This window comes from Streptomyces sp. NPDC028298, assembly GCF_055565895.1.
Genome location: NZ_JBVHTL010000001.1, coordinates 1,343,806 through 1,366,560, shown reverse-complemented (window position 1 = coordinate 1,366,560; position 22,755 = coordinate 1,343,806). Strand labels below are relative to the sequence as shown.

The 22,755-nt window shown below is 73.1% G+C and carries 21 protein-coding genes and 1 pseudogene; 12 read left to right on the top strand and 10 right to left on the bottom strand.

Going from position 1 to position 22,755, the window contains the following annotated elements; translation table 11 throughout:
- The first annotated feature begins 688 nt into the window (after positions 1 to 688).
- Positions 689 to 1,942 carry a lactonase family protein gene (locus ACZ4TO_RS06065; RefSeq protein WP_468023544.1) on the top strand — a complete coding sequence of 418 codons (1,254 nt, stop codon included), beginning with the start codon at positions 689 to 691 and terminating at the stop codon, positions 1,940 to 1,942.
- 171 nt (positions 1,943 to 2,113) lie between these two features.
- Positions 2,114 to 2,647, top strand: coding sequence for a 2'-5' RNA ligase family protein (locus tag ACZ4TO_RS06060; RefSeq protein WP_382788133.1), 534 nt, complete (start codon positions 2,114 to 2,116; stop codon positions 2,645 to 2,647).
- 171 nt (positions 2,648 to 2,818) lie between these two features.
- Here the strand turns inward: ACZ4TO_RS06060 and ACZ4TO_RS06055 are convergent, their stop codons facing one another.
- From ACZ4TO_RS06055 to ACZ4TO_RS06045, 3 genes are all read right to left on the bottom strand, one after another.
- Positions 2,819 to 3,973, bottom strand: a complete 1,155-nt coding sequence (locus tag ACZ4TO_RS06055) for a lactonase family protein (RefSeq protein WP_468023543.1) — start codon at positions 3,971 to 3,973, stop codon at positions 2,819 to 2,821.
- A 500-nt stretch (positions 3,974 to 4,473) separates the two neighbouring features.
- Complete coding sequence (locus ACZ4TO_RS06050) at positions 4,474 to 5,379, bottom strand: hypothetical protein (protein WP_468023542.1); 906 nt, start codon at positions 5,377 to 5,379, stop codon at positions 4,474 to 4,476.
- Positions 5,376 to 6,026: an RNA polymerase sigma factor gene (locus ACZ4TO_RS06045; RefSeq protein WP_385049194.1), complete on the bottom strand. Its 651-nt coding sequence runs from the start codon at positions 6,024 to 6,026 to the stop codon at positions 5,376 to 5,378. Before ACZ4TO_RS06045 ends, ACZ4TO_RS06050 begins: the two co-directional genes overlap by 4 nt.
- Positions 6,027 to 6,643: 617 nt before the next feature.
- Between ACZ4TO_RS06045 and ACZ4TO_RS06040 the strand changes: the two genes are divergently transcribed.
- Positions 6,644 to 7,675, top strand: coding sequence for a C40 family peptidase (locus ACZ4TO_RS06040; RefSeq protein ID WP_468023541.1), 1,032 nt, complete (start codon positions 6,644 to 6,646; stop codon positions 7,673 to 7,675).
- Positions 7,676 to 7,773: 98 nt separating this feature from the next.
- On the opposite strand, the gene ACZ4TO_RS06035 is transcribed toward ACZ4TO_RS06040, so the two are convergent.
- A complete protein-coding gene (locus tag ACZ4TO_RS06035; protein ID WP_468023540.1) occupies positions 7,774 to 8,715 on the bottom strand; it encodes an endonuclease/exonuclease/phosphatase family protein in 942 nt (313 codons plus the stop codon).
- On the opposite strand from ACZ4TO_RS06035, the gene ACZ4TO_RS06030 reads away from it, so the two are divergent.
- On the top strand, positions 8,714 to 8,836 hold the full coding sequence (locus tag ACZ4TO_RS06030) for a hypothetical protein (RefSeq protein WP_468023539.1): 123 nt from the start codon (positions 8,714 to 8,716) through the stop codon (positions 8,834 to 8,836). The two genes, ACZ4TO_RS06035 and ACZ4TO_RS06030, sit on opposite strands and share 2 nt — an antisense overlap.
- 241 nt (positions 8,837 to 9,077) lie before the next feature.
- Here the strand turns inward: ACZ4TO_RS06030 and ACZ4TO_RS06025 are convergent, their stop codons facing one another.
- Positions 9,078 to 9,977: a M48 family metalloprotease gene (locus tag ACZ4TO_RS06025; RefSeq protein ID WP_385049184.1), complete on the bottom strand. Its 900-nt coding sequence runs from the start codon at positions 9,975 to 9,977 to the stop codon at positions 9,078 to 9,080.
- The gene (locus tag ACZ4TO_RS06020) at positions 9,974 to 10,357 is read right to left on the bottom strand and encodes a BlaI/MecI/CopY family transcriptional regulator (RefSeq protein WP_382788119.1); all 384 of its coding nucleotides are present in this window, start codon (positions 10,355 to 10,357) and stop codon (positions 9,974 to 9,976) included. Before ACZ4TO_RS06020 ends, ACZ4TO_RS06025 begins: the two co-directional genes overlap by 4 nt.
- 225 nt (positions 10,358 to 10,582) lie before the next feature.
- Here ACZ4TO_RS06020 and ACZ4TO_RS06015 point away from each other — a divergent pair, with 225 nt between their 5' ends.
- Positions 10,583 to 12,088 carry a hypothetical protein gene (locus ACZ4TO_RS06015; protein WP_382788117.1) on the top strand — a complete coding sequence of 502 codons (1,506 nt, stop codon included), beginning with the start codon at positions 10,583 to 10,585 and terminating at the stop codon, positions 12,086 to 12,088.
- 110 nt (positions 12,089 to 12,198) lie between these two features.
- Positions 12,199 to 13,275 carry a lysylphosphatidylglycerol synthase transmembrane domain-containing protein gene (locus tag ACZ4TO_RS06010; RefSeq protein ID WP_468023538.1) on the top strand — a complete coding sequence of 359 codons (1,077 nt, stop codon included), beginning with the start codon at positions 12,199 to 12,201 and terminating at the stop codon, positions 13,273 to 13,275.
- 130 nt (positions 13,276 to 13,405) lie between these two features.
- On the opposite strand, the gene ACZ4TO_RS06005 is transcribed toward ACZ4TO_RS06010, so the two are convergent.
- From ACZ4TO_RS06005 to ACZ4TO_RS05990, 4 genes are read right to left on the bottom strand one after another with little or no spacing between them, the layout of a single operon-like run.
- A complete protein-coding gene (locus ACZ4TO_RS06005; RefSeq protein WP_468023537.1) occupies positions 13,406 to 14,884 on the bottom strand; it encodes a sensor histidine kinase in 1,479 nt (492 codons plus the stop codon).
- Positions 14,881 to 15,543, bottom strand: a complete 663-nt coding sequence (locus tag ACZ4TO_RS06000; protein WP_382788111.1) for a response regulator transcription factor — start codon at positions 15,541 to 15,543, stop codon at positions 14,881 to 14,883. Before ACZ4TO_RS06000 ends, ACZ4TO_RS06005 begins: the two co-directional genes overlap by 4 nt.
- 9 nt (positions 15,544 to 15,552) lie before the next feature.
- Positions 15,553 to 16,176, bottom strand: a complete 624-nt coding sequence (locus tag ACZ4TO_RS05995) for a phosphatase PAP2 family protein (protein ID WP_382788109.1) — start codon at positions 16,174 to 16,176, stop codon at positions 15,553 to 15,555.
- Positions 16,173 to 16,889, bottom strand: a complete 717-nt coding sequence (locus ACZ4TO_RS05990) for a DedA family protein (protein WP_468023536.1) — start codon at positions 16,887 to 16,889, stop codon at positions 16,173 to 16,175. Before ACZ4TO_RS05990 ends, ACZ4TO_RS05995 begins: the two co-directional genes overlap by 4 nt.
- 99 nt (positions 16,890 to 16,988) lie before the next feature.
- On the opposite strand from ACZ4TO_RS05990, the gene ACZ4TO_RS05985 reads away from it, so the two are divergent.
- The 6 genes and pseudogenes from ACZ4TO_RS05985 (at position 16,989) to ACZ4TO_RS05960 (ending at position 22,679) form a co-directional block, all read left to right on the top strand.
- Positions 16,989 to 17,384, top strand: a complete 396-nt coding sequence (locus tag ACZ4TO_RS05985) for a BlaI/MecI/CopY family transcriptional regulator (protein ID WP_382788106.1) — start codon at positions 16,989 to 16,991, stop codon at positions 17,382 to 17,384.
- Positions 17,381 to 18,310 carry a M48 family metalloprotease gene (locus ACZ4TO_RS05980; protein WP_468023535.1) on the top strand — a complete coding sequence of 310 codons (930 nt, stop codon included), beginning with the start codon at positions 17,381 to 17,383 and terminating at the stop codon, positions 18,308 to 18,310. The genes ACZ4TO_RS05985 and ACZ4TO_RS05980 overlap by 4 nt, the downstream gene beginning before the upstream one ends.
- Positions 18,311 to 18,404: 94 nt before the next feature.
- Positions 18,405 to 19,898 (top strand): annotated as a pseudogene (locus ACZ4TO_RS05975) (AlkA N-terminal domain-containing protein); the annotation flags it as partial.
- A 134-nt stretch (positions 19,899 to 20,032) separates the two neighbouring features.
- Positions 20,033 to 20,518: a methylated-DNA--[protein]-cysteine S-methyltransferase gene (locus ACZ4TO_RS05970; protein ID WP_468023534.1), complete on the top strand. Its 486-nt coding sequence runs from the start codon at positions 20,033 to 20,035 to the stop codon at positions 20,516 to 20,518.
- Positions 20,519 to 20,604: 86 nt separating this feature from the next.
- Complete coding sequence (locus ACZ4TO_RS05965) at positions 20,605 to 21,867, top strand: glycosyltransferase family 4 protein (RefSeq protein WP_468023533.1); 1,263 nt, start codon at positions 20,605 to 20,607, stop codon at positions 21,865 to 21,867.
- Entirely contained in the window at positions 21,864 to 22,679 is an 816-nt protein-coding gene (locus ACZ4TO_RS05960; protein WP_468023532.1) for a hypothetical protein, read from the top strand. Before ACZ4TO_RS05965 ends, ACZ4TO_RS05960 begins: the two co-directional genes overlap by 4 nt.
- Positions 22,680 to 22,755: the final 76 nt, after the last annotated feature.

The window sequence follows — 22,755 nt, the reverse complement described above, 5'->3', positions numbered from 1 at the left end:
CGGCCTGAGCCGTGCGGGCCGGCCGCACGGCGACCGCGGGCGTCACCACCACCGCGGGCTGGTGGCGATGGCCCGTAGCTGCGCCGGTGTCAAAAGCGCTGTGGTGCGAGTCGAGGGACCGTTCTGGCTCGGCGCCTGCCCTTGCATGATGGTGACGTAGAGCCGCCCGGACCGCCACGTCGGCGTCCGTGTCAGGACCGGTGTGGAAGGCGGCGTAGCCGAAGGCGCCCGCCCAGGCCGCCATCGTGGCGACGCCCGCGAGGCCGGGGCGAGGCCGGTGCCACAGAGGTATCAGGAGGCCGACGGCGAGCAGGGGGGAAGACCGGCAGGAGCACGATGTGCAGCCGGGTCCACTCCGAGGCCGTCGAGCGGAACAGCCCACGCGGATGCGTTGCGCCCGCTGCGGCCACCACCAGCGGGTTGGCGGTGACGAGGGCGAGCTTTCGCATGGTCAACACGCCTGTGAGCGTGGGCGTGTTGAGTCCGCGGGAGACGAGCATGCAAGGGTTCCGTAGGACATCGGCCCGGGTGGGCGCCGCCATGTCACCCCCGGTCGAGAACGGTCTTACGAGAGTCTGACGCGGCCGCAGTTTCCGTGCCGCCACACCAGCCTCACCGTCCACTCTGGTGCGGTCCGCGCAGCAGCGGACCGCACCGCGAAGACACCTCACGAGGACGGGAAGCGCACATGAACAGCACCCCCGAGAACCATCGCCGTACGAGTCGACCCGCCGCCGTCCGGGGCGGCCATCGGGCGGGGTCGCGAACTCGGCGGATCATGATCGGCGGCGGGGCCCTTGCCGTCGCGGCGGCGGCCACGGTGGCCGTGACCGCGGCATCGGCCGGCCAGCACGCCGGGAGCGCGCCCGGGGCCGACCACGCCGTCTTCGTCCAGGGCAACGAACTGGGCGGCAACACCATCCACGTGTTCGCTCGCGGCGAGGACGGCACGCTGAACGCCTCGGGGACCTACGCCACCGGCGGCAAGGGCGGTGACCAGGTCGACGCCCCGACCGACTCGCTCGCCTCCCAGGGCTCACTCGTCTACGACGACACCTCGGGAATGCTGCTGGCGGTCAACGCGGGCAGCGGCACGGTCACCTCCTTCCAAGTCGAGGGGAGCCGGCTCAAGAACCGGCATGTCGTCAGCTCGGGCGGCAAGTTCCCCGCCTCCATAGCCGTGCACGGCAGGGTCGCGTACGTGATGAACGCGGGCGGGCGGGGCAGCGTCCAGGGATTCGAGATGACCGGCGAGGGGCTGCGGCCGCTGGCCGGGTCCCGCCGCTACCTGGGTCTGGACAACAAGGACGTCCCCTTGTTCTCCAGCTCTCCGGGCGAGGTCGCGTTCACCCCGGACGGGCGCGACCTGGTCGTCACCACCAAGTCCGCCGACACCGTCGAAGTACTTCCCCTGAAGCGGAATGGCCTGCCGGCCGTCGCCGCACCCGTGGTCAACAAGTCGGCCGGCGCCGTCCCGTTCGCGATCAGCTTCGACGCGACCGGGAAGCGGATGCTCGTCGCGGAGGCCGCGAAGTCCACGGTCACCACGTACAAGGTGCGGCACGACGGCACCCTGAAGGTCCTCCAGAAGCCCCTGCCCAACGGCCAGGAGACCCTGTGCTGGCTCGAGCGCGCCGGCAACCACTTCTACGGCGGCAACACCGGCAATTCCACCGTCACCGGATACCGCATGGACAGCCACGGCCGGCTCTCCCTGACCAACGACGTGGGCATCGCCACGCCGCCTTCGGCCAAGTCGCAGGGCGTGATCGACCTCGCCGTGACCAGGGACGAGCGGTTCGTCTACGTCCAGAACGCCGTCTCCGGGACCATCGACGGCTTCCAGGTGAAGGCCGACGGCTCACTCACCAAGATCACGACGGTCGGCACGGGTCTGGCCCGGTTCGGTGAGTCCGGCATGGAGGGCATCGTCGCCGTCTGACGGACATCGACTCCCGCATCGACGGAAAGCCTCGCTCACCGCGCTGTTCCTGTTCCGACCGGAGGGAAGTCCGACCGCAGGGCGGCGCGCGGGCGTAGGCAGGGGTAGGCGGCACAGTCGTCGAGCAGCCGGGGTGACCGATCCGCAGGCCGTCACCGGTAGGCTGCGCCGGTGCGCACGGTCGAGGTCTTGTTGGACGAGGCGGCGGACCTGGCGGTCCGGGAGGCCTGGCGGCGGTTGGCGGATGCGGGCCTGCCCAGCCAGGCGCGCCACCGCTCACCGACCAACAGCCCCCATCTCACCCTGGCCGCCTGCCCGGAGCTGACCGCCCCGATCCGCTGGGAGCTGGCCGAGGCGGCCGCAGCCCTGCCCCTGCCGGTGCGTTTCACCGGCCTGGTCCGCTTCGAACGGCCGACCTCGGTACTGGCCTGGGCCCTTGATCTCGATTCCGCCCTGGCCGGCCTGCATGGCCTGGTGTGGGACGCGGTGGCCTCCGACAGTCCGTCCGAGACCCTCAACCCTTTGCACGATCCGGCGCGTTGGAGCCCGCACGTCACCCTCGGCCGCTCCCGGCGGGCGGACGCCTTCGCCGGCCGGCGGATCCCCGGCCTGCTCCCGGCGCCGCCGGTGTCGGTCCAGCTCACCACCCTGCGCAGCTACGACACCGAGACGGGAGCCCTGGAGGTGCTGGAGCCCCGTCTCTGAAGCGGTTCTGCCCGCCGATCCCTTCCGCCCGGCCCACTCGACCGACCTCGGGGCGGCACTGGCTGACCCACGGCACCGACGAGGAGTACGCCGCCGCCCCGGCCCCTGTGCGAGGCGGGCCGGGGACGGCATGCGGCGCAGGCGCCGGGGTGACGTACGCCGGTGTTCGGGTCAGCCGGCGACGATGCCCTCGCCGCCGACGGCGCCGGGCACGGTGACCGATCCGATGCGGGTGAGTGAGCCGTCGCGGTTGATCCGGAACTCGTTCACGCGGCCCTGCGCGCCGGTCTGCACATACAGGTTGCGGCCGTCGGAGGAGACGGCGGCGTCGACCGTTCCGGGGTCGGTCGGGGTGTTGCCGAGGGCGGCCAGGGTGCCGTCGCGGCGCACGCGGTAGCCGGACAGCGAGCCGCTGCCGGCGTTGGAGGCGTAGAGCTTGTGGTCGGTGGCGACGATCCAGCAGGTGGCGGCCTGGCCGGTGAGGACCTGGCCGAGCGAGGTGAGGGTGCCGTCGCGGTGGAGGGCGAAGGTCTCGACGGCGTTGGGTCCGGCCTCGGTGACCTGGAGGCGTCCGGCGGGGTCGAAGGTGAAGCCGAACGGCACGGCGCCCGGGGTGGCGGTGACCACGGGACGGCCGACGGGCGTGCCGCGGCGGTTCAGCCGGAAGACGTCGATGCTGTTGGCGCCGGCCTTGGTGGTGACGACGAGCTTCGAGCCGTCGGGTGTGAAGGAGATCTGCCCGGGGGTGTGGGTGAACTGCGGGGTGGCGTCGGGGTCCAGGCCGAGCCGGCGGTGCCAGGAGTCGACCCCCTCCAGCCGGTGACCGGTGCGGACGAAGCCCTGGACGGAGCCGCCGTCAAGGGCGTTGAGCACCCACACCCGGTTGCCGTGGAACGTGACACTGACGGGGAAGTCGCCGCCGGTGGGGAGGATCTGGAGACGTTCGAGCCGGTCGCCGTGCACCGCGAAGAGGGTGAGCGTGTCGCTGCCGGCGTTGACGGCGTAGAGAAGCCCCGCCTTGCGGTCGTAGGCGAGCGACCCCTGGGACGCCAGGTGGTCCACCACCGAGCCGTCCAGCACGCCGCCGCGGCCCCCCGTCGGGTACACGCCACGACGGCTGAGCGTGCCGTCGGAGGAACGGTGGTAGGCGACGACGGTGTTCGCGGTGGTGTTGTCGCTCTGGACGAACACCGCCCCGCTGCGGGGGTGTGCCGGGCTGTGGGGGAGAGCGGGGGCGGACGCGGTCGCCGCCGGAGCGGCGGACAGCGCCGCCACCGCGGCGGTCGTGACGGCGGCAACTGCGAGGCGGACCTTGCGGACGGTCATGGTGCTGCTCCTGGTGCAAAGAGTGGGGATGGCGGCCGGCCGGTCCGGGGCACCGGTGAACAGGGCGTGGACGAAGGCGACGCGCGCTCCCGTGCCCCGTGCCGGGCGGCCCTCATACGTGCTCGCAGCACCGAAGAATGACCCACCGAGAACGAACATCGCCGTGGAGCACAGGGCTTTGGCAGGCCTTTGGAGCAAATGCCATCCATATGGCCGCGCATGGGGGCGGTTGCCACCTGCTCGGCCCGGGTCTTGTCACCAAGGGCCGGCGAGGCAGGCCGTCCCCCCACCTCACCAGCGCGGACCCAGGTCGGGAAAGGCTCACCGACAAGCAGCTGACCGAGTGGTCGCCCTGGCGGCACGGTTCGACGAATCCTGCCCTTCGCCGGCGCGCGGCTGAACGCGCGCCCGCCACCCGCGGCGCCCCGTTCAGCCGCCCGATGACCAACATTGATGCGAGCGGCCTTGGGTCCACCTGAGGGTCGGTCGAAATAGCCGGCCTACTGTTTGTCGGTGAACTGCGGGTCCGTCTTCTGGTTGTAGATCTCCTTGCCGGATGCGTTGTAGGCGTGGACGTAGGGGCTCGGGCCCACGTAATGGGAGTCAGGGTTTTCCGTGGAGAGAGCCGCCGCGTAGACGAATGCGCCGCCTGCCATGACCGCTGGATATTGTTGCGGGTTGTCGCCGTAGCTGATCGCGACCTTGGTGATGTCGGATGTGTAATGCCCGGCACCCAGCATGAGGTACCGCCCCTTGCCGGCGGGCTCGAGGGTGGAGTCGAAATACTCGATCGAATGACCGGTGCCCCACAGGCGATTGTTGATGAACGTGGGCGGAGAATCCTGGCTGCTTCCCTTGTCGCCCTTTGACTCGCATTGCACATACTGATCGTCGGAGTTGACGGCGACGACCACGCCGTCCCCGCTCCGCGAGGCGATGGGAGCGCGGGCCGCGACCACCGCGTGGTACCGGGACGCATCCGAGCCCAGGCAGGAAGCCAGGATCTTGGCGACGGTCCCGGCGTCGACCGGGGTCGTCGTCCCGCTGGTGACGGTGAACGCGTCCGCGGTGGAAGTCGTACGCGTCGAAGACGGCGCTGAGCCGGCTCCGGCCGACGTGAACTCGCGCGTTGTGCTCGGCGTCGGTGACGCGGCGGCGTTCGTAGGGTTTCCGGCAGTCCCGGCGAGAAGTGGCTCGGCGTCCCCCGGCCCGCCGAACACGGACACGGCCGCGACACTTACTCCCGCGACGCCGGCGGCGACAGCCAGCGGCACTCCCCACCTGCGCCGCAGCGAAGCACCGTTGTCCTCTGGACCGATCTTGGTCAGGAGCTCCTCCCGGGTCCGCCGGTGGTTCGGCAGATCACGATCGGAAGGAGCCGCGGGAACGCCCGGCATGTCATTCATCGTGCGACCTCTTCCGCGTTGACAGGATTCTTCGAACTGAACGACGCCAAAACCGGGGCTCCGCCGACGAGGTCGGCTCCCAGCCTCCGCCGCGCGCGGTGCAGTCTGGACTTCACCGTTCCGACCGCCACCTGCAGTGTTGCCGCAGCCGCCTGCTGATCCAGTCCCGACCACACGCAGAGCTCGACGACCTCTCGTTCATGGCGCGGCAGCCGGGCCAGTGCCCGGTGGATCTCCGACATACGACGCTCGTCGTCGACCAGGACGGCGACGCGGTCCGCGTGGTCGACCACCGGCGGCTCGCCATGCGAGACGAGCCGGTGCAACAACGCCTCGGCCCGCCTCAGCCGCCGCCAGGCATTCGACAGCAGACGGTCGGCGATGCCCAGCAGCCACGGCAAGGCCGAGTCGCGGTCCAGCACCGTCTCCGATCGCCGACGCCAAGCGTGCAAGAACACGGTCGACGTGAGGTCTTCAGCCTCGGACCAGTCGGCCGTCCGCCGGAACAGGTAGTTGTAGACGGCCTTCGCATGGCGGTCGAAGATCCGGCCGAACGCCTCCCGGTCGCCGTCGACGGCCCTCGCCCACAGCTCCCGGTCAGAGACCCCTCCGACCGGTGCAGCGGGACCAGCGTGGTTCAGTTCCATGCTCCATACGTGTCCGGCAACCGGCTGAAGGTTCCCGCTGAGTCGGATCCGCTTCGACGGAGTTGGATGCACCCGGCCGGCGACAGCGCTGGTCGAGGATGGCATACGCGGGCGAGCGGGTGACGTGTGTCCGATGGGAGACTGCCGCGCGGGAACGGGCGTTCGGCGGCACCGGGGTGCGCCGCGTGACGAAAGGCCGGTGGCGTTCACAGATCGCCGATGCCCGACCGGTCGAGGAACTGCTCCGGCAGTACCTGCCCAAAAGAACAAGCCTGCCGACGTTCAGGCATGACGAGCCTGACGCCGACGCGACGAAATTCACCATCCCTCGCGCACGTGCCTGGGATTTCTTCGCGAGCCGGGAGTGTCGCCCCGACCGGTTGAATCCAAGGCCGACATCTGGCGCCCACCCGGCAGGAACTCCGAAGGAAAGCCGCAACTCGTCTTTGTCACTCAGCGCCGGTCGCTACAACGCCACTTGCTCTGATGAAGATTGTGTCACTACAGTCCCCCTCCGAACCTTTGCTCGGTCGTTCACTCGTTGGGGGTGACAGTGAAGGATCACCGCCCGTCGGCGTATTCGGCAGGCGGCCGGAGGAAAAAAGGAGCTTGCTTTCGTGGCGTCCCACCGTCGACCCAAGCAGCCGAGCCGTACCCGCGTCACCGTGTTCACCACTGCCGCCGCTGCCGCTGTTGTCCTCAGCGCCAACGCCGCCAACGCGGCGCCGTCCGAGAAGCCCAACAAGGACGAGGTCAAGACCAAGGTCGACAAGCTCTACGAAGAGGCCGAGCAGGCCACGGAGAAGCTCGACGGCGCCAAGGAGAAGCAGCAGAAGCTCCAGAAGGAGATCAACTCCCTTCAGGACAACGTCGCCCGTGGCCAGGAAGAGCTCAACGAGCTGCGTGACGGTCTCGGTTCGATGGCCAGCGCCCAGTACCGCACCGGCGGCATCGACCCCTCCGTGGCCCTCTTCCTCTCCTCCGACCCGGACGACTTCCTGGACAAGGCCTCGGCCATGGACCAGTTGAGCGCCCAGCAGGTCGAGTCGCTCAAGAAGGTCCAGGAGAAGCAGCGTTCGCTCGCCCAGCAGCGTGCCGAGGCCTCCGCGAAGCTCAAGGACCTCGCCGACACCCGGGCCGAGCTCGCCAAGAAGAAGAAGGAAGTCCAGAGCAAGCTGGGCTCCGCGCAGAAGCTCCTCAACACGCTGACCGCCCAGGAGAAGGCCGCGCTGGCCACCCAGGAGCAGGAGCGGGCCACCCGCGCCGGCCAGCGCGTCGACCTCGGCAACAGCAAGGGCTCGGGCCGTGCCGGCGCCGCCTTCGCCGCCGCCCAGAGCGTGATCGGGGCCCCGTACGTGTACACCCACGCGGGTCCCAACTCGTTCGACTGCTCGGGCCTCACCTCGTGGGCGTACGCCCAGGCCGACGTGACCATACCCCGCACCTCGGAGGCCCAGGCCAACGCGGGCACCCGCATCTACTCGCAGAGCGATCTCCAGATCGGCGACCTGGTCATCTTCTACGGCGACCAGCACCACGTCGGCCTCTACGCGGGCAGCGGCCAGGTGCTGCACGCCCCGCACAGCGGCGCGGTCGTCCGCTACGAGGCGATCGCCAACATGCCCTTCCAGTTCGGCGTCCGGATCTGATCCATGCCCAGGGCCGGGGCAGCGGCGCGCGGTCTCGACGGCGGCAGGCGAGGGCCGGCCGGGCGGACCGTTGGCCGTCGTCCGGTCGTACGGGCCGGTCACAGGGGCAGGTCGACCACCAGGGGCCGGTGGTCCGAGACGGGGGTGCTCGGCGCGTGCGGTCCGGTGGCCGCTCCCGCAGCGATTCCCTCGGCCAGCACATGATCGAGCTGGACCACGGGGCGGTGGGCCGGATAGGTGGGTGTACGGGCCAGGTCCCGCCAGCCGCGCGGCAGCGGCGGGGTGCCACCGGGCTCTCTGCCGCCGCCGACCGGTCCGGCGAGGCCGAGGACCGTCCGGGGAAGCGCGCCGGGCAGATTGAAGTCGCCGAGAAGCACCCGGGGTCCGGGCAGGTCGGCGATCCAGGCGCGGACGGCGAGCAACTGGCGCACGTTCCAGCCGGGCACGAACGACAGATGCAGCGCCACCACGGTGAACGGCCCCCGGCTTCCCTCCAGTACGGCGGCCAGCGCGGCCCGCGGCTGGTCCCTGGACACGGTGAGTCCCCGGCGTCCGGGCGTCCGCAGCGGCATGGGGACCGGTGCCGGAGCCAGCCGGCGTGCCCTCCAGTGCCGTACCGGCAGCCGGGACAGCAGGGCGACGCCGTGCGAGGGGACGCCGTCGCCCGCCTCGGCCTCGCGCGGCCCGTACACCCGCAGGCCGGGTACGGAGGGTTCCGGGAGCCAGCCGCCCGCTCCCCGGGCCATGCCGTGGAAGGCGGAGGCGTAGCGCCAGTGCGGCGCGCCGCACCCCGCGGCCACGGCGGCGGCCTGGTCCACCTTGCCCGAGCGTTCCTGGAGCCGGTCCACTTCCTGGAGTGCCACCACGTCGGCGTCCAGTGACGCGACGGCCCGGACGAGCGGCAGTTCGGGGCCGTCCGCGGTCCGGACGGACACGGGTCTGCCGTCCACCAGCGTCCGTCCGTGCAGCACGTTGAACGTCGCGAACCGCACCCGCCCGGAGCGCGAGGCGCCCGGATCAGCCGTGTCGGAAGGTGTCATGACCGCGACCGTACCCGCCGCCACCGCCGAACGGCGGCCGGTCCTTCAGGTGGTGCGGGCGGTGCCGGGACTCACCGGCGGCGCGGGACTCACCGGCGCCGGGGGCCGTCGGTTCGGGTGATGTCGGCCAGGGTGGGTGGTATCACCGGCGGGCCAGGTAACCGACAGGGGTGTCACCGGCGAGCGAAGACACGGCGGGCCCGTGTTATCGATCGGGCCGTGTCACCGACCAGGCCGTGTCACCGACCAGGCCGGTCACCGACCAGGCCGGTCACCGACCAGGCCGGTCACCAGGCCATGTCACCGACCGGGCCGTCACCGACCGGGCCGTCACCGACCGGGCCGTCACCGACCTGGCCGTGTCACAGGCCCGGCAGTGTCTCGGACAGCAGGTGCAGCAGGTCGTTCGTGGCGTCGACCGCGCCCAGTGCGGGCAGGGCGCCGAGCGCGAGCACGGCCGCGCCGACGGACCGTACGACGGGCGGGGGAGCCGTCTGCAGGGCCGCGATGCGGCGGCTGACGGCGTGTCCGGAGAAGTGCAGGGCGCATCCGGTGCGGGCGTGCTGGGAGACGAGGGCGGCGCGGGCCAGGGCGCGGGCCGTCGTGTTCCGGTCGCCGACGCTGCTCGCGGCCTCCTCGTCGGCCCACCGCTCCAGCAGGAAGACGACGGTGTCGCGGACGGGTACGAGCAGCGGGTTCGCCGCGGCGGCCAGGGCCACGGCGGTCGACAGCGCCGCGTGGCGGTGCGTCAGGTGAGCGCGCTCGTGGGCGAGCAGGACCCGCCGTTCGGCGGGCTCCAGCGCGCCGAGCATCGAGGCCGTGACCAGGATCCGGCCCGGTTTGCCGGGGATCGCGAAGGCGCGCGGGGTCGGCGAGGCGGCGACGACGAGCTCACTGTCCGGCGGGTGACCCTCGCAGAGCCTGAGCAGGACCCTGCGGGTCGCGATGTGTGCTCGCACCACATGAAGGAGCCGGTGGGCGATCACGGCGAGGGCGGCCACCGCCAGCACGGCGACGGTCTCCGGGACGGGCTCGGGCAGCACCCGGCCCTCCTCGCCCGCCTCGGCGATCACCGCGGGCGCCTGGTCGATCAGTGTGGCCCCGAGCAGCAGCAGCGCCCAGGTGGACGCGGCCGCGGTCAGCACGGCGGCGGCGACCAGGGCACGGGCGGCGAGACCGGGCGACACCCGCCTGCCGACCAGCGGGGCGACCGAGGTCAGGAGCAGCGCGAGGACGAGGGGGACGTAGACGTCGATCCTCACGGCCCGTTCCCTCCCAGGAGATCGCGCAGGGCTTGTTCCTCCTGGCGGCTGAGCCCGGTGACGAACTGCTGGAGGGCCGCGATCGGGTCGGGTCCGCGGTCCAGCGCCTCGTGCATGGCCTCGGCCGTCAGCTCGGCCGCGTTCTTGGCGGGGCGGTACGCGCCGCGCCGGCCGTCAACATCCCGCAGCACGAGTCCCTTGTCGTACAGACGTTTCAGGATGGTGTGCACGGTGTTGTAGGCGAGGCCGCCGCCGATCTCGGCCTGGATCTCGGCGGGCGTGAGCGCGTCGTCGGTGGCCCACAGGGCGGCGAGGACCTCGCTCTCCAGCTCGCCCGCGCTGCGCCGTTCCGCCCTTCCGTGGGGACCTGTGCCAGCCATGCCCGTCACCTTACAGCGCGTAGTCGACCCCGGAACGGTGCCGGTCCGGGGTCCGGGACGGGGGTGCGCGGGGGCGCGTGTTCCCCGAATGCACCCGGATGCCCGTCCCGTTCGGCACCTTCTTCCGGTGAGCGGTAGTTTGTCCGTGATTCCCCGGCTCCCGGCTTCACCCTACGTCTTGTAGGGTGAAGGAACCCTACAGTGTGTAGGGCTGAAGGGTGGACGATGGCCAAGACCCTGAACGTCCCGCTCATCGGCATCCGGCGGCCCGGACCGCCGGACAGGACGGCCCGGGTGTCCCGGCGGCCCGGTGACCTGGGTCTCCTCGCGCTGGTCGCGGCCGCCTTCACCCTGGCCCAACTGGTCCTCGTGCACCCGGACATGGGGCTCGGCTGGGACGAGACCGTGTACGTCAGCCAGGTCTCCCCGCACGCCCCCGCGGCGTTCTTCAGCGCGCCACGGGCCCGGGGAATCTCGCTGCTCGTCGCCCCGGTGGCCTCCTGGTCCTCCTCCACCACCCTGCTGCGGATCTACCTCGCCCTGCTCTCCGGGCTCGGCCTGTTCGTGGCCCTGCGCGTCTGGCGCGGGCTGTTCCCCGCGCGCGTCCTCGCCCTGGCGGGCGCCCTGTTCGGGACGCTGTGGGTGACCGTCTTCTACGGCCCGCAGGTCATGCCCAACTACTGGGTGGCGATCGGCGCCCTGGCCTGCGTCGGGTGCTTCCTCCGGGCCCAGGCGGGCGGCCGCGACCGGGCGGCCCTGTGGGGGATCGGACTGAGCGCCGCGCTCATGGCGTGGATGCGGCCCCCCGACGCGGTCTGGGTGACCCTGCCGCTCCTCGTCCTCACCGTGGCGGCCCCCCGGTGGCGGCGGTTCCGCCCCTTGCTCGCGCTCGTCGCGGGTCTGTCGGCCGGAGCCGTCGAGTGGATCGTCGAGGCGTACGTGAGCTACGGCGGCCTGGGGCAACGGCTCTCCGACGGATCGCGCATCCAGGGCGGCCTCGGCTGGAACATCGCGGTCGGCGACCAGATGCGCAGTCTCGGCGGACGCGTGCTGTGCCGGCCCTGCACCGGCGGGATGCCGGAACCCGCCGTGATGGTGTGGTGGTTCGTCCTGCCGGTGGTCGCCGCTCTCGGCCTCGTGATCGCCGTCCGGGCCCGTCGCCCGGTGCCCACCCTGCTGCTCCTGGCCTGTGCCACGACGGCCTCGGTCCCGTATCTCCTCATGATCGGATACGCGGCGCCGCGCTTCCTGCTGCCTGTCTACGCACTCGCCGTGATCCCCGTCGCCGACGCGCTCGTCCACCTCGTCACCGCCCCCGGCGGCCGGTGGCGGCCGGTGACCGTGACGCTGGTGGCCCTCGGGCTCGCCGCGCATCTGGCCGTGCAGTTCGCGGTGCTGGAGAGCACGGTGCGGCGCACCGCCGACAGCCACCGGGGCTGGGCGGCGACGGCGGCCGAACTGCACCGGCTCGGGGTGCGGCCGCCCTGCGCGCTGGCCGGCTACCGGTCCGTCCCCATCGCCTTCTACGCCGGCTGCTCCTCGGTGGCGACCTCCGGGCACAACGCCAACGCCACCGCGGCCGGCATCGCGCGTTCCGTCCGGCGCATGCCGGTCGCCGTCGTCACCACCCCGGGCGGCTCGCCTCCCGGATACGCCCACGCCTGGGCACCCCACCGCGCGGGCGCGGTCGACATCTACGTCTCTCCGGGTGCGGGGAGCCCCACGCCGTGACCCCTCGCCCGAAGCCGCTCGCACCGCCGGACGGGAGCCGGTCGTCCGGTGCCCCGGGGGTGTCGCCGCCCGGGGTGGAGGGTGCCGCCGTGCCGGAGCCGGTGCGTGGCATGCGCGAGCCGGTGTCGGGGGTGCGCGAGCCCATGGCCGGTCTGTCCGAGTCGGCGTGTGGGCGGCCGGAAAGGGTGACCGAGGCCGTGGCCGGGCCCGGAGGGGCGGTGTCACCCGCGGGCGGCAGGTGGGCGGTCGTCGGGCGGCGGGTCGTCGGGCGGGACGGACGGGTGGGGCGGCACGCGGGGCTTTCGCTGGTCGTGGTCGTGTGTGCGGGCTTCCTCGCCCACCGGCACTGGCCGGTGATCGCGGCGGGAGCCGATCGGCTCGCCCACGCCGACCGGGGCTGGCTGCTGGTGGCGGCCGTCGCCACCCTCGCGACCTGGGTGTGCTCCGCCCTCGCCCAGCAGGGCGCGGTGCCGGAGCCGCTGCCCGCCGGGCGCCTGGTGGCGGTGCAGTTCGCGGCCGCCTCCGCCAACCACGTACTGCCCTCCGGTCTCGGCGCGGGCGCGGTCAATCTGCGCTTCCTGACCCGGTGCGGACTGCCCCTCGCCCGTTCCGCCACCGCGCTCGCGGTCAAGGCCTGCGCCGGAACCGTCGTACGCGGCTGTCTGATCGGCGGACTCGCCCTGGCCTGTCCCGGTGCGCTCCGTCTGCCCAGGCTGACGGCGAACGCCTGGACCGCGGCCGCCTGGGCGGCCGGTGCCGTGGTCGCCGCCTTCGCCGCCGCCCTCTTCGCCGGACCGCTGCGGCGGGCGCTGCGTCGCGTGCTCCTGGACGTCCGCGCCGTGCACGAACTCCCCGCGCGGGCCGCCGCGCTGTGGGGCGGCTCGCTGGCCTTTGCCGCGCTGCACGCCACCGTGGTCATCGCCGTCGCCCAGGCCATCGGGCTGCCGCTGTCCCCGGCCCGGGTGGCCCTCGTCTACCTCGCGGCCAGCAGCGCCGCCGTCCTGCTGCCCACCCCGGGCGGCATCGGCTCCCTGGACGCCGCTCTCGCGCTGGCGCTCACGCTGGCCGGAGCGCCGGGCGAGGCGGCGGCGTCCACGGTGATCGGCTACCGGCTGCTCACCGTCTGGCTGCCCCTGCTCCCCGGCCTGGTGGCCCTGGGTGTACTGATCCGCCGCCGGGTGCTGTGACCGGTACACGCGGGGCCCGGGGCTCGCGGCGTACGGCGGCCAGGATGTGTTCGGACGTCCGCTGACAGCCTCGGGCCTCATGAGCCACGCAGCGGGAGCCGTCGGGGTGGGCGGCGCGTCGCCGGGCCGTTCACCCCGACGGGAGTCCCACCACGAAGGTCGCGCCCGGGGTGTCCGCCTCCTCGTGATGGACCTCGCCGCCGGCGGAACGGGCCAGGCGTCGCGCGAGCGGCAGACCGAGGCCCGCTCCGCCGTGTCCGTCCCCGGGATCGGCGCGGCGCCCCGGCAGGAAGAGCTGCGGCGCGAAGGACGCCGGAACGCCCGGTCCGTCGTCGCCGACCTCCACCCGGACGCCCCCGGGCACCGCCGCGGCCCGGAGCGTGACCAGGGAGCGGGCGTGTCGCAGGGCGTTGTCGAGCAGCGGGCTGACGATGCGCTCCAGCAGGGCGTCCGGCACTCCGACGGTCAGGGTGCCCGGCACGCCGGCCGTCAGGGTGTCCGGCACCCCGGTCGTCGGGCCGTCCCCGGGGCCCCGGACGGTGATCTCCACCTCCGGTCGGGCCGTCGCGGCCCGGTCCGCGAGCCGGCGCAGTACGGGCACGACCTCGCTGGTGCCCGGTGCGGCGGCGGCGCTGTCGCGGGCGTCGTCGAGCAGCGTGTCGCAGATCGTGCGCATGGACCGGGCCGCGTCCGCCACGGCCTCGTGCGCGGCCCACGTCTCCTCGGCCGACCGGGGCCGGGACCGCAGCCAGTCGAGCTCGGCGATGATCCGGGCGAGCGGATTGCGCAGTTCGTGCGACAGCTCGCGGGTGAGCTGCCGCTCGTGGCGCAGCAGGGCCCGTATGCGGTCCAGGAGCGCGTCCAGCGATCCGCCCAGCCGGGCGAGTTCGTCGGGCCGGGCGGCGTTCCCGAAGCGTTCCTCGGAGGCCACCGCGCTCCACCGGGTGGCCTGGTGGGTCATGGTGCGCACGGGCCGCAGGGCCCGCCCGACCGCGAGGCGTGTGAGCGCGTACGTGCAGGCGAGCATGACGGCGTCCAGCGCGAGCGACGCGAACAGCAGGGTGTCGGCCGAGGCGCGGTAGGGCGACAGGTCGAGGGCGGTGACGACGGCCGCGCCGGAGCGGTCGCCCGGCACCGGGCGCGCGCACAGCCGGACCGGGCCGTGCGCGCCGGAGGTGAGGCAGCCCGTACCGCCCCGGGCGGCGAGTGCGCCGGCGGCGCGGGTGAGCGGACCCGAGGCGGTGGCCGTCGGCGGTTTCTCCAGGAGCCGCCCGCCCGCGTAGATCCACACGTTCGCGTCGAGCCACTCCTCGCCGGGTGTCTCCAGGACGCGCACCCGGGTGCCGCTGATGTCGAGGGTCGCGGCGACGGCGGTGGCCCGGGTGCGCAGCTCGTCGTCCGCCTGGTGCTGGAGGCGCTGTCGTACGACCGTGTTGAACGCCACCGTCAGGATCACCATCAGCAAGGTGGCGGCGGTCAGCGCGACCAGCGAGAGCCGGCCGCGCAGGGTCGCCGGGGCCCAGCGGGAGGCGCGCGCCCGCCAGGGCACGGCGGGCGTAACGGGCTCCGCCGCCGGCCTCGGCCGCGCGTTCGGGGGACCGTGGTTCATGACAGCCGGTGTCCGACGCCCCGGGCGGTCGTGACCGTCAGCTCGCTGCCGCCGTCCCGGAGCCTGCGGCGCAGCCGGGTCAGATACTGGTCGAGCGTGTTGTCGCTGACCTGGGCTCCCTCGGGCCAGCCGGCCCGGGTCAGCTCGCGCCGGCCGACGATCGCGCCGGACGCCGCGATGAGCGCCGCCAGCAGCCGGAACTCCGTCGGGGTCAGCGCGACGGGACGGCCGCGCACGGTCAGACTGTGCGCGACCGGGTCCAGCAGCAGGTCGCCCGCGGTGCCGGTCGCGACCGGTCCGGCGCGCTTGAGGGCCGCCCGCAGCCGCGCCGCCAGCTCCGTCAGGTGGAACGGCTTGGGCAGATAGTCGTCGCCTCCGGCGGCGAAGCCGGCCAGCCGGTCGGTGAGGTGGTGGTGGGCCGTCAGGAAGATCACGGGGGAGCTGAAGCCGCCCGCCCGGATCGCCTGGCACACGTCCCGTCCGTCGGCGTCGGGCAGGCCGACGTCCAGGACGGCCGCGTCGATGCCGTCCCCGGCCAGCCGCAGCGCGGTGGCGCCGTCCGGTGCCGGCACGGTGTCGAAGCCCTCGTCCCACAGCCCGCGCCGCAGGACGTCACGCAGCGCGTGGTCGTCCTCGACGACCAGGATCCGCCGGCGCATACAGCCCGCTCACCCGCTCTTCGCGAGCCGGGGCGCCAGGAGCAGGACCCCGAGCCGCGAGGCGGTGAGCGGATGGCCCGACACGTCGGGCAGCCGGCGCAGGGCCGCCACCATCGTCATCGCGACCAGCGTGCCGACGAGCAGACCCGCCGCCACGTCGTGCGGATAGTGCACGCCCACCCACACCCGGGAGGCGGCCATCAGGCCCGCGGCCACGACGGCGACGGTGCCGAGGCGGCGCGAGAGGAGGAACAGCGCGACGGCCGCCGCGGCCGCGATCGCCGCGTGATTGCTCGGGAACGACCAGTCGCCTCGGGCCGGGCACGCCTCCAGCGTGGCCACCCGCAGGGTCTGGCAGGGCCGGTCCTCGCGCACGAGCAGCTTCATCCCCAGATCCACCACGTACGCCACGACCACGACGACGGGAACGGTGAGCGCGAGCAGCGCCGCGCCGGGGCTCTCGCGCCGGGCGCGCCACCAGGCCAGCACCATCAGCACGGCGAACAGACCGAGTCCGTACGTCGACCAGAAGGACACCGTGCCGTCGAGCCACGAGGGGGAGGACCGGGCGAGAGAAGTCACGTACCGGTAGGCGGAGCCGTCGATCCGGGATCCGTCGAAGGCCAGGATCATCCCCGCACCTCCTCCTGGTCCGCGGTGGCCTCCTCCTCGCCCGCGGCGGCGGCCCGGCGGCGCGAGCGGTACAGCTCCACGGCGAGGGGGGCCAGGGACACGAGGACGATGACCGCGACGATCGGGAGCAGATACTTGTCGACGTTCGGGATGGACGAGCCCAGCGCGTAGCCCGCGAGGATGAGGCCGACGCTCCAGACGAGGCCGCCGGCGACCTGCCAGACGGTGAACGTCCGCACCGGCACACCGAGGGCGCCCGCCATCGGGTTCAGCACCGTACGCACGACGGGGACGAAGCGGGCCAGGACGATCGCCTTGGCGTGGCCGTACCGCTCCAGGAGCTCCTCGGCCCGGTGCGCGCCCGCCGCCAGCCGTGGGGAGGAACCACGGGCGAGCAGCGCTCCGCCCGCCTTCCGTCCGATCAGATAGCCCGTCTGGGCGCCGATCAGGGCGCCCAGAGCCGCGGCGATCAGCAGCGGGGGGAGCGACAGCTTCAGGCCGTTCTGCCCCGAGCCGGTGCACAGCAGGCCCGCCGTGAACAGCAGCGAGTCACCGGGCAGGAAGAAGCCGATCAGCAGGCCGGTCTCGGCGAACATCACCACGCCCACCCCCAGCACACCGAAGGCGGCGAGCAGGGACTGCGCGCTGAGAATATTCACGGCGAGGTCGGACGCTGTGAACAATGGTGCGGCCATCGTCGCGGACCCTCTCATACTGGTAGGGCGGGCACGGTCGAAACCCGGACCCGACTGACTACAATTCTGTAGACGGTCTACTGAACTGTAGACGATGGCGGGGTGAGGATCGTTCCCATGAGCAGTGACAAGGACGAACGCCGGCCGGCGGGAGAGCTGGAGGCCGGTGTGATGGCGGCGCTCTGGGCCGCGGGCGTGCCGCTCACGCCGGGCCGCGTGCAGGCCGAGCTGGACTCCGGTCTGGCCCGTACGACCGTGACGACGATCCTGTCCCGGCTGCACGAGAAGGGGATCGTCGGCCGCGAGCGGCTGGGCCGGGGGTACGCGTACTTCCCCGTCCAGGACCCGCACGGGCTCACCGCGCGCCGCATGCACACCGAGCTCGACCGCGACGACGACCGGGAGACCGCGCTGGCCCGCTTCGTCGCCCAGCTCAGCCCCGACGACGAGCGGCTCCTGCGGGATCTGCTGGAGCCGGATCTCGGCGCCCGCCCGGAACCGGGTGAGGGATGATCCTTCTCCTGCTGGTGCCCCTGCTGGTCCCCTTCGCGCTGGGACCGCTGGCCCGGCGCTGTCTGGACCGGCTCACCCCGGTGGCCGCGCTGTGGTCGGTGACCCTCGCGCTCGTCGTGCTGGCCGGCGCCTCCGTGGCCTCGCTGGGCGCGCTCGTCCTGACGGGCCTGCTCAAGGTGCCCCTGTTCGCCGGCCTCGGTGACCTCGTCCACCCGTTGCGCACGGCCTCGGACCTCGTCGTCCTGCCCGCCGCCGCCGCGGCGACGGGTGTTCTCACCGTCGGCGCGTGGACCGTCGTCCGCTCGGCGCTGCGCCAGGTCCGCGCCTTCCGCGTCGCGCGCAGCCAGGCCGACCGCCGTCCCGCCGCCGGTGACCTGTGCGTCATCGAGTCGCCGCACCCCGACGCGTACGCGCTCCCGGGCCGGCCGCACCGCATCGTCGTCACCACCGCGATGCTGCGCAGCCTCGGCGCCGACGAGCGCGAGGTCCTCTTCGCCCACGAGCGGGCCCACAACGCGGGCGGTCACCACCGCTTCCTCGTCGTGGCCGAACTCGCGGCCCACTGCCACCCGGGCCTGCGCACGGTCCGCGCGACCGTCGCGCTCGCGGCGGAGCGCGCAGCGGACGAGGCCGCGGCCGCCGTCGTGGGAGACCGGCGGCTGACCGCCCGGGCCATCGCCCGGGCCGCCCTGGCCGTCGGCGAGGCCCGCTCCGCCCGCCCCGGTTTCGCCCCCGCGGCCACCACGGGCCCCGTGCCCGAGCGGGTCGCCGCCCTGCTCTCCACCCCCCGGCGCCACCCCCGGGCCGCAGCCTGGATCGCCCTCCTGCTCGCCGCCTGCGCCGCCGTCTCGGCCGGGGCGTCGGGGGCGGGTGTCGTCGCGTTCCACCACCAGGTGGAGGTCGCGCAGGGCGAGGAGGCCCGCTGACGGGATTCCGTCCGCCCGTGGCGGGTCTCCCGGCGCCGACGTCGATGTCGGATTCTCGCCAGCCCCACCCTCCGGGGTGCCCGATGCTTGAGGCATGCAGAACGGGATGCACACGGACAGGGAACGCTGCGTGCGTGCCGTCCAGTCCAAGGACGCGCGTTTCGACGGATGGTTCTTCACCGCGGTGACGACGACGAGGATCTACTGCCGGCCGAGCTGCCCGGTCGTGCCGCCGAAGCCCCAGAACATGATCTTCCACCCGAGCGCCGCCGCCTGCCAGCAGGCCGGATTCCGGGCCTGCAAGCGATGCCGCCCGGACACCAGCCCCGGCTCACCCGAATGGAACCAGCGCGCCGACCTGGTGGCCCGCGCGATGCGGCTGATCGGGGACGGGGTCGTCGACCGCGACGGCGTACCGGGCCTGGCCGCCCGGCTCGGCTACAGCACCCGCCAGGTCGAGCGGCAGCTCCTCGCCGAACTCGGCGCGGGACCCCTGGCGCTCGCCCGTGCCCAGCGCGCCCAGACGGCCCGGCTGCTCATCGAGACCACACCGCTCCCGATGGCCGAGATCGCCTTCGCCGCCGGGTTCTCCTCCATCCGCACCTTCAACGACACGGTCCGCGAGGTCTTCGCGCTGTCCCCGAGCGAACTGCGCGCCCGGCTGCCCAGGAGCCGGGCCGGAGCCACCGCCGCGGCCCCGGGCACGCCGGGGGGCCTGAACCTCCGGCTCCCCTTCCGCGCCCCGCTCAACCCCGACAACCTCTTCGGGCACCTCGCGGCCACCGCCGTGCCCGGGGTGGAGGAGTGGCGCGACGGCGCGTACCGCCGGACCCTGCGGCTGCCGTACGGGCACGGTGTCGTCGGTCTGACACCGATGCCGGACCACATCGCGTGCCGGCTGGCCCTCAGCGACCTGCGCGACCTGTCCGTCGCGATCAGCCGCTGCCGCCGCATGCTGGACCTGGACGCCGACCCGGTGGCGGTCGACGACCAGCTCCGCACGGATCCGCTGCTCGCGCCGCTCGTGGACAAGGCCCCCGGCCGCCGGGTGCCGCGCACGGTCGACGAGGCCGAGTTCGCCGTACGGGCGGTGCTGGGGCAGCAGGTCTCCACGGCCGCCGCGCGTACCCACGCCGCCCGCCTGGTGGCCGCGTACGGCGATCCGGTCGACGACCCCGAGGGTGGCCTCACCCACCTCTTCCCCTCGCCGGAGGCGCTCGCCTCGGTGGACCCCGAGTCGCTCGCGATGCCCCGCACCCGGCGCACCACCTTCACCACACTGGTGGGGCAGCTCGCCGACGGAACACTTCACCTGGGAGTGGAGAGCGACTGGGAGGAGGCGCGGGCCAGGCTTCTCGCGCTCCCCGGATTCGGCCCCTGGACCGCAGACGTGATCGCGATGCGCGCCCTCGGGGACCCGGACGCCTTCCTCCCCACCGACCTCGGAATCCGGCGTGCCGCGGGGGAGCTGGGGCTTCCGTCCACCCCCGCCGCGCTGACGGCCCGCGCCGCGGCCTGGCGTCCCTGGCGCGCGTACGCGGTCCAGTACCTGTGGGCCACGGACAGCCACCCGATCAACTTCCTGCCGACGCCGACGGGCGCTCCGGACACCGCACGCGCCGCAAGCACGACACGCACGACAGCCACGACACGCAGCGCAGGCGCGACATCCGCCGCACGCACGACACGCACCGCACGCATCTCACGCACCGAGGACGCCCAGTGAATCGGCACACGGTCATCGACAGCCCCTACGACCCCCTCACCCTCGTCGCCGACGACGACGGCGTCCTGTGCGGCCTCCACATGGTCGGTCAGCGGCACCGTCCGCCGGAGGAGACCTTCGGTGAGCGCGACGACACCCTCTTCGGCGAGGTCACCGAGCAGCTCGACGCCTATTTCAAGGGCGAGTTGAAGGAGTTCACCGTCGAACTGCGCCTGATCGGGACGCCCTTCCAGCTCAGCGTGTGGGACCAACTGCGGAAGATCCCCTACGGCGAGACCAGGTCGTACGGCGAACTCGCCGAAGCCCTGGGCAACATGGGCGCCTCCCGCGCGGTCGGTCTCGCCAACGGCAGGAATCCGATCGGGATCATCGTGCCCTGCCACCGGGTGATCGGCGCGAGCGGCGGTCTCACCGGCTACGGCGGCGGCCTGGACCGCAAGCGGCAGCTCCTGGACTTCGAGAGCGGAGCGGCACTCTTCTGACCGCCGGCCGTCCCGTGGCCGCCGCTGGGGGAAACTTGTTGGTAACAGGCCGCAACCCATGGGGAGTTGACAGAGTCTGAACAGCCATGAAGATCTCCTTTCTGCTCCACAACGCCTATGGGATCGGGGGCACGATCTCCACCACCTTCAATCTGGCCCGCGCGCTCGCCGCGCGGAACGAGGTGGAGATCGTCTCGGCCCTGCGGCACCGTGAGCGGCCGACGCTGTCCCTGGACCCCGCGGTCTCGCTGAGGTCGCTGGTGGATCTGCGGCAGGAGAAGGAGCATCCGGCGCACCTGAGACCCGCGAGGGTGTTCCCCCGCGCCGAGTACCGCTACCGGCAGTACAGCGAGTTGACCGACCAGCGGATCGGCGCGTATCTCGCGCAGACCGACGCCGACGTGGTGATCGGGACCAGACCGGGGCTCAACGTCCATCTGGCGCTCCAGGCCCCGCGGCACGTCGCCCGTGTCGGCCAGGAGCACCTCACCCTGGACAACCATCCGCCCCGGCTGCGTTCCGCCCTGCGCCGGGCCTACCGCCGGCTCGACACGCTCACCACGGTGACCGAGGCGGACGCCGCCGCCTACCGGCGCAAGGTGCGGATGCCCGGAGTCCGGGTGGAGGCGCTTCCCAACAGCGTGCCGGAATCCGTGCTGCCGCCCGCCGACGGATCCGCCAAGGTGATCATCGCGGCCGGCCGTCTGGTCCCGGTCAAACGGTACGACCTGATCGTCGAGGCCTTCGCCGGGGTCGCCGCCGAACATCCCGACTGGCGGCTGCGCATCTACGGCAGGGGCGACGAGCACGAGCCGCTGCGGCGGCTCATAGCGGACCTCGGCCTGTACGACAGGGTCCTCCTGATGGGCGCGGCCACCCCCATGGAGGCGGAGTGGGTCAAGGGTTCCATCGCGGTGGCGGCCTCCGACTACGAGGCGTTCGGCATGACCATCATCGAGGCGATGAGCTGCGGTCTGCCGGTGGTGAGCACCGACTGCCCGCACGGACCGGGCGAGATCATCGAGGACGGCGTCGACGGCCGACTCGTACCCGTCGGGGACCGCGACGCGCTCGGCGAGGCGCTGCGGGGACTCGTCCGCGACGACGAGTGGCGCCTGCGCGCGGGCCGTGCGGCCAGGAAGAACGCCCGCAGATTCGCCCCGGGCCCCGTCGTCACCCAGGCGGAACGCCTGTTCGCCGAGGCCGTGTCGGCGAGAAGGGCCGGCCGGCCGGTGCTGCGGGAACGCTCCGCCGCCCGCCGCGTCCTGGCCGGCCACGGCTTCGCGCTGCGCGACGTGGCGCACAGCGCCGCCGACGGAGTGCTGCGCACCCTGCGGAGGCAGCGATGACCACGGACACGGGGACGCCCCCGCACCTCGGGTGCTCCATCGGCACGGACGGCCGGATCACCTTCGACCTGCCACCCGGGTCGCCCGAAGGGCAGCGGCTGCTGCTGCGACTGCGCCCGAAGAAGGGACAGCCCGAAAAGGACCTCCACGTCCTCGACTTCGAGCCCGCCGGGGAGCGCCGGCGGGCGGTCCTCGACCCGCACCCCGTGCTCGCCGAGGGCCGCTGGGACGTGTACCTCCTTGGGGAACCGGGAGCCGAGCGGCAGCGTCCGCGCCCCGGCCCGCGCGATCTGCGGGCCCTCGTCGACGGACACCGTCGCCACCGCCCGTCCCCGGTCTCCGTCCGGATCCCCTACGTCACCAAGGACGGCCACCTCGCGGTGCGCGCCTGGCTGCGCCCCGCCCACGCGGAGGCCGAGGCGGTCGACGTGACCGGGCGGTCGATGACGGTCAGGGCACGCCTGCACGGCGCCTCGCTCCAGGAGGGAGCCGTCGTGAGCCTGCGGCTGCGGGGTGCCGGTGCCACCGCCCGTACGGTGGAGCCGCGGGCCGAGGACGAGGGACGGAGCCTCTCCTTCACCGTCGACTACGCGGAGCTGGCGGCCGGGACACCGTCGGGGGCCGGGGTCTGGGACGTCTTCGTCCGCCCCGGGGCCGAGGCACCCCGGATACGCGTCGGCCGTCTCCTCGACGACCTCGCGGACCGCAAGGAGATCGTCGTCTACCCGCCCGCCGACGTCGGCGGTGCCGCCCTGCGCCCCTACTACACCGTCGACAACGACCTCTCCGTCGAGGTGAGCGCGAACGCGTGACCTGTATGGCGCACCGCGGCCTTCCGCCCGGGTGACCCCGGTGGCGTGGCCCCGCGATCACTGATGTCTGTACGAA

Coding starts and splice junctions, on each gene's coding strand:
- ACZ4TO_RS06065 (WP_468023544.1), top strand. CDS start 689: ATGAACAGCACCCCCGAGAACCATCGCCGTACGAGTCGACCCGCCGCC.
- ACZ4TO_RS06055 (WP_468023543.1), bottom strand. CDS start 3,973: ATGACCGTCCGCAAGGTCCGCCTCGCAGTTGCCGCCGTCACGACCGCC.
- ACZ4TO_RS06050 (WP_468023542.1), bottom strand. CDS start 5,379: ATGAATGACATGCCGGGCGTTCCCGCGGCTCCTTCCGATCGTGATCTG.
- ACZ4TO_RS06045 (WP_385049194.1), bottom strand. CDS start 6,026: ATGGAACTGAACCACGCTGGTCCCGCTGCACCGGTCGGAGGGGTCTCT.
- ACZ4TO_RS06030 (WP_468023539.1), top strand. CDS start 8,714: ATGACCGCGACCGTACCCGCCGCCACCGCCGAACGGCGGCCGGTCCTT.
- ACZ4TO_RS06035 (WP_468023540.1), bottom strand. CDS start 8,715: ATGACACCTTCCGACACGGCTGATCCGGGCGCCTCGCGCTCCGGGCGG.
- ACZ4TO_RS06020 (WP_382788119.1), bottom strand. CDS start 10,357: ATGGCTGGCACAGGTCCCCACGGAAGGGCGGAACGGCGCAGCGCGGGC.
- ACZ4TO_RS06015 (WP_382788117.1), top strand. CDS start 10,583: ATGGCCAAGACCCTGAACGTCCCGCTCATCGGCATCCGGCGGCCCGGA.
- ACZ4TO_RS06010 (WP_468023538.1), top strand. CDS start 12,199: ATGCGCGAGCCGGTGTCGGGGGTGCGCGAGCCCATGGCCGGTCTGTCC.
- ACZ4TO_RS06005 (WP_468023537.1), bottom strand. CDS start 14,884: ATGAACCACGGTCCCCCGAACGCGCGGCCGAGGCCGGCGGCGGAGCCC.
- ACZ4TO_RS06000 (WP_382788111.1), bottom strand. CDS start 15,543: ATGCGCCGGCGGATCCTGGTCGTCGAGGACGACCACGCGCTGCGTGAC.
- ACZ4TO_RS05995 (WP_382788109.1), bottom strand. CDS start 16,176: ATGATCCTGGCCTTCGACGGATCCCGGATCGACGGCTCCGCCTACCGG.
- ACZ4TO_RS05990 (WP_468023536.1), bottom strand. CDS start 16,889: ATGAGAGGGTCCGCGACGATGGCCGCACCATTGTTCACAGCGTCCGAC.
- ACZ4TO_RS05985 (WP_382788106.1), top strand. CDS start 16,989: ATGAGCAGTGACAAGGACGAACGCCGGCCGGCGGGAGAGCTGGAGGCC.
- ACZ4TO_RS05980 (WP_468023535.1), top strand. CDS start 17,381: ATGATCCTTCTCCTGCTGGTGCCCCTGCTGGTCCCCTTCGCGCTGGGA.
- ACZ4TO_RS05965 (WP_468023533.1), top strand. CDS start 20,605: ATGAAGATCTCCTTTCTGCTCCACAACGCCTATGGGATCGGGGGCACG.
- ACZ4TO_RS05960 (WP_468023532.1), top strand. CDS start 21,864: ATGACCACGGACACGGGGACGCCCCCGCACCTCGGGTGCTCCATCGGC.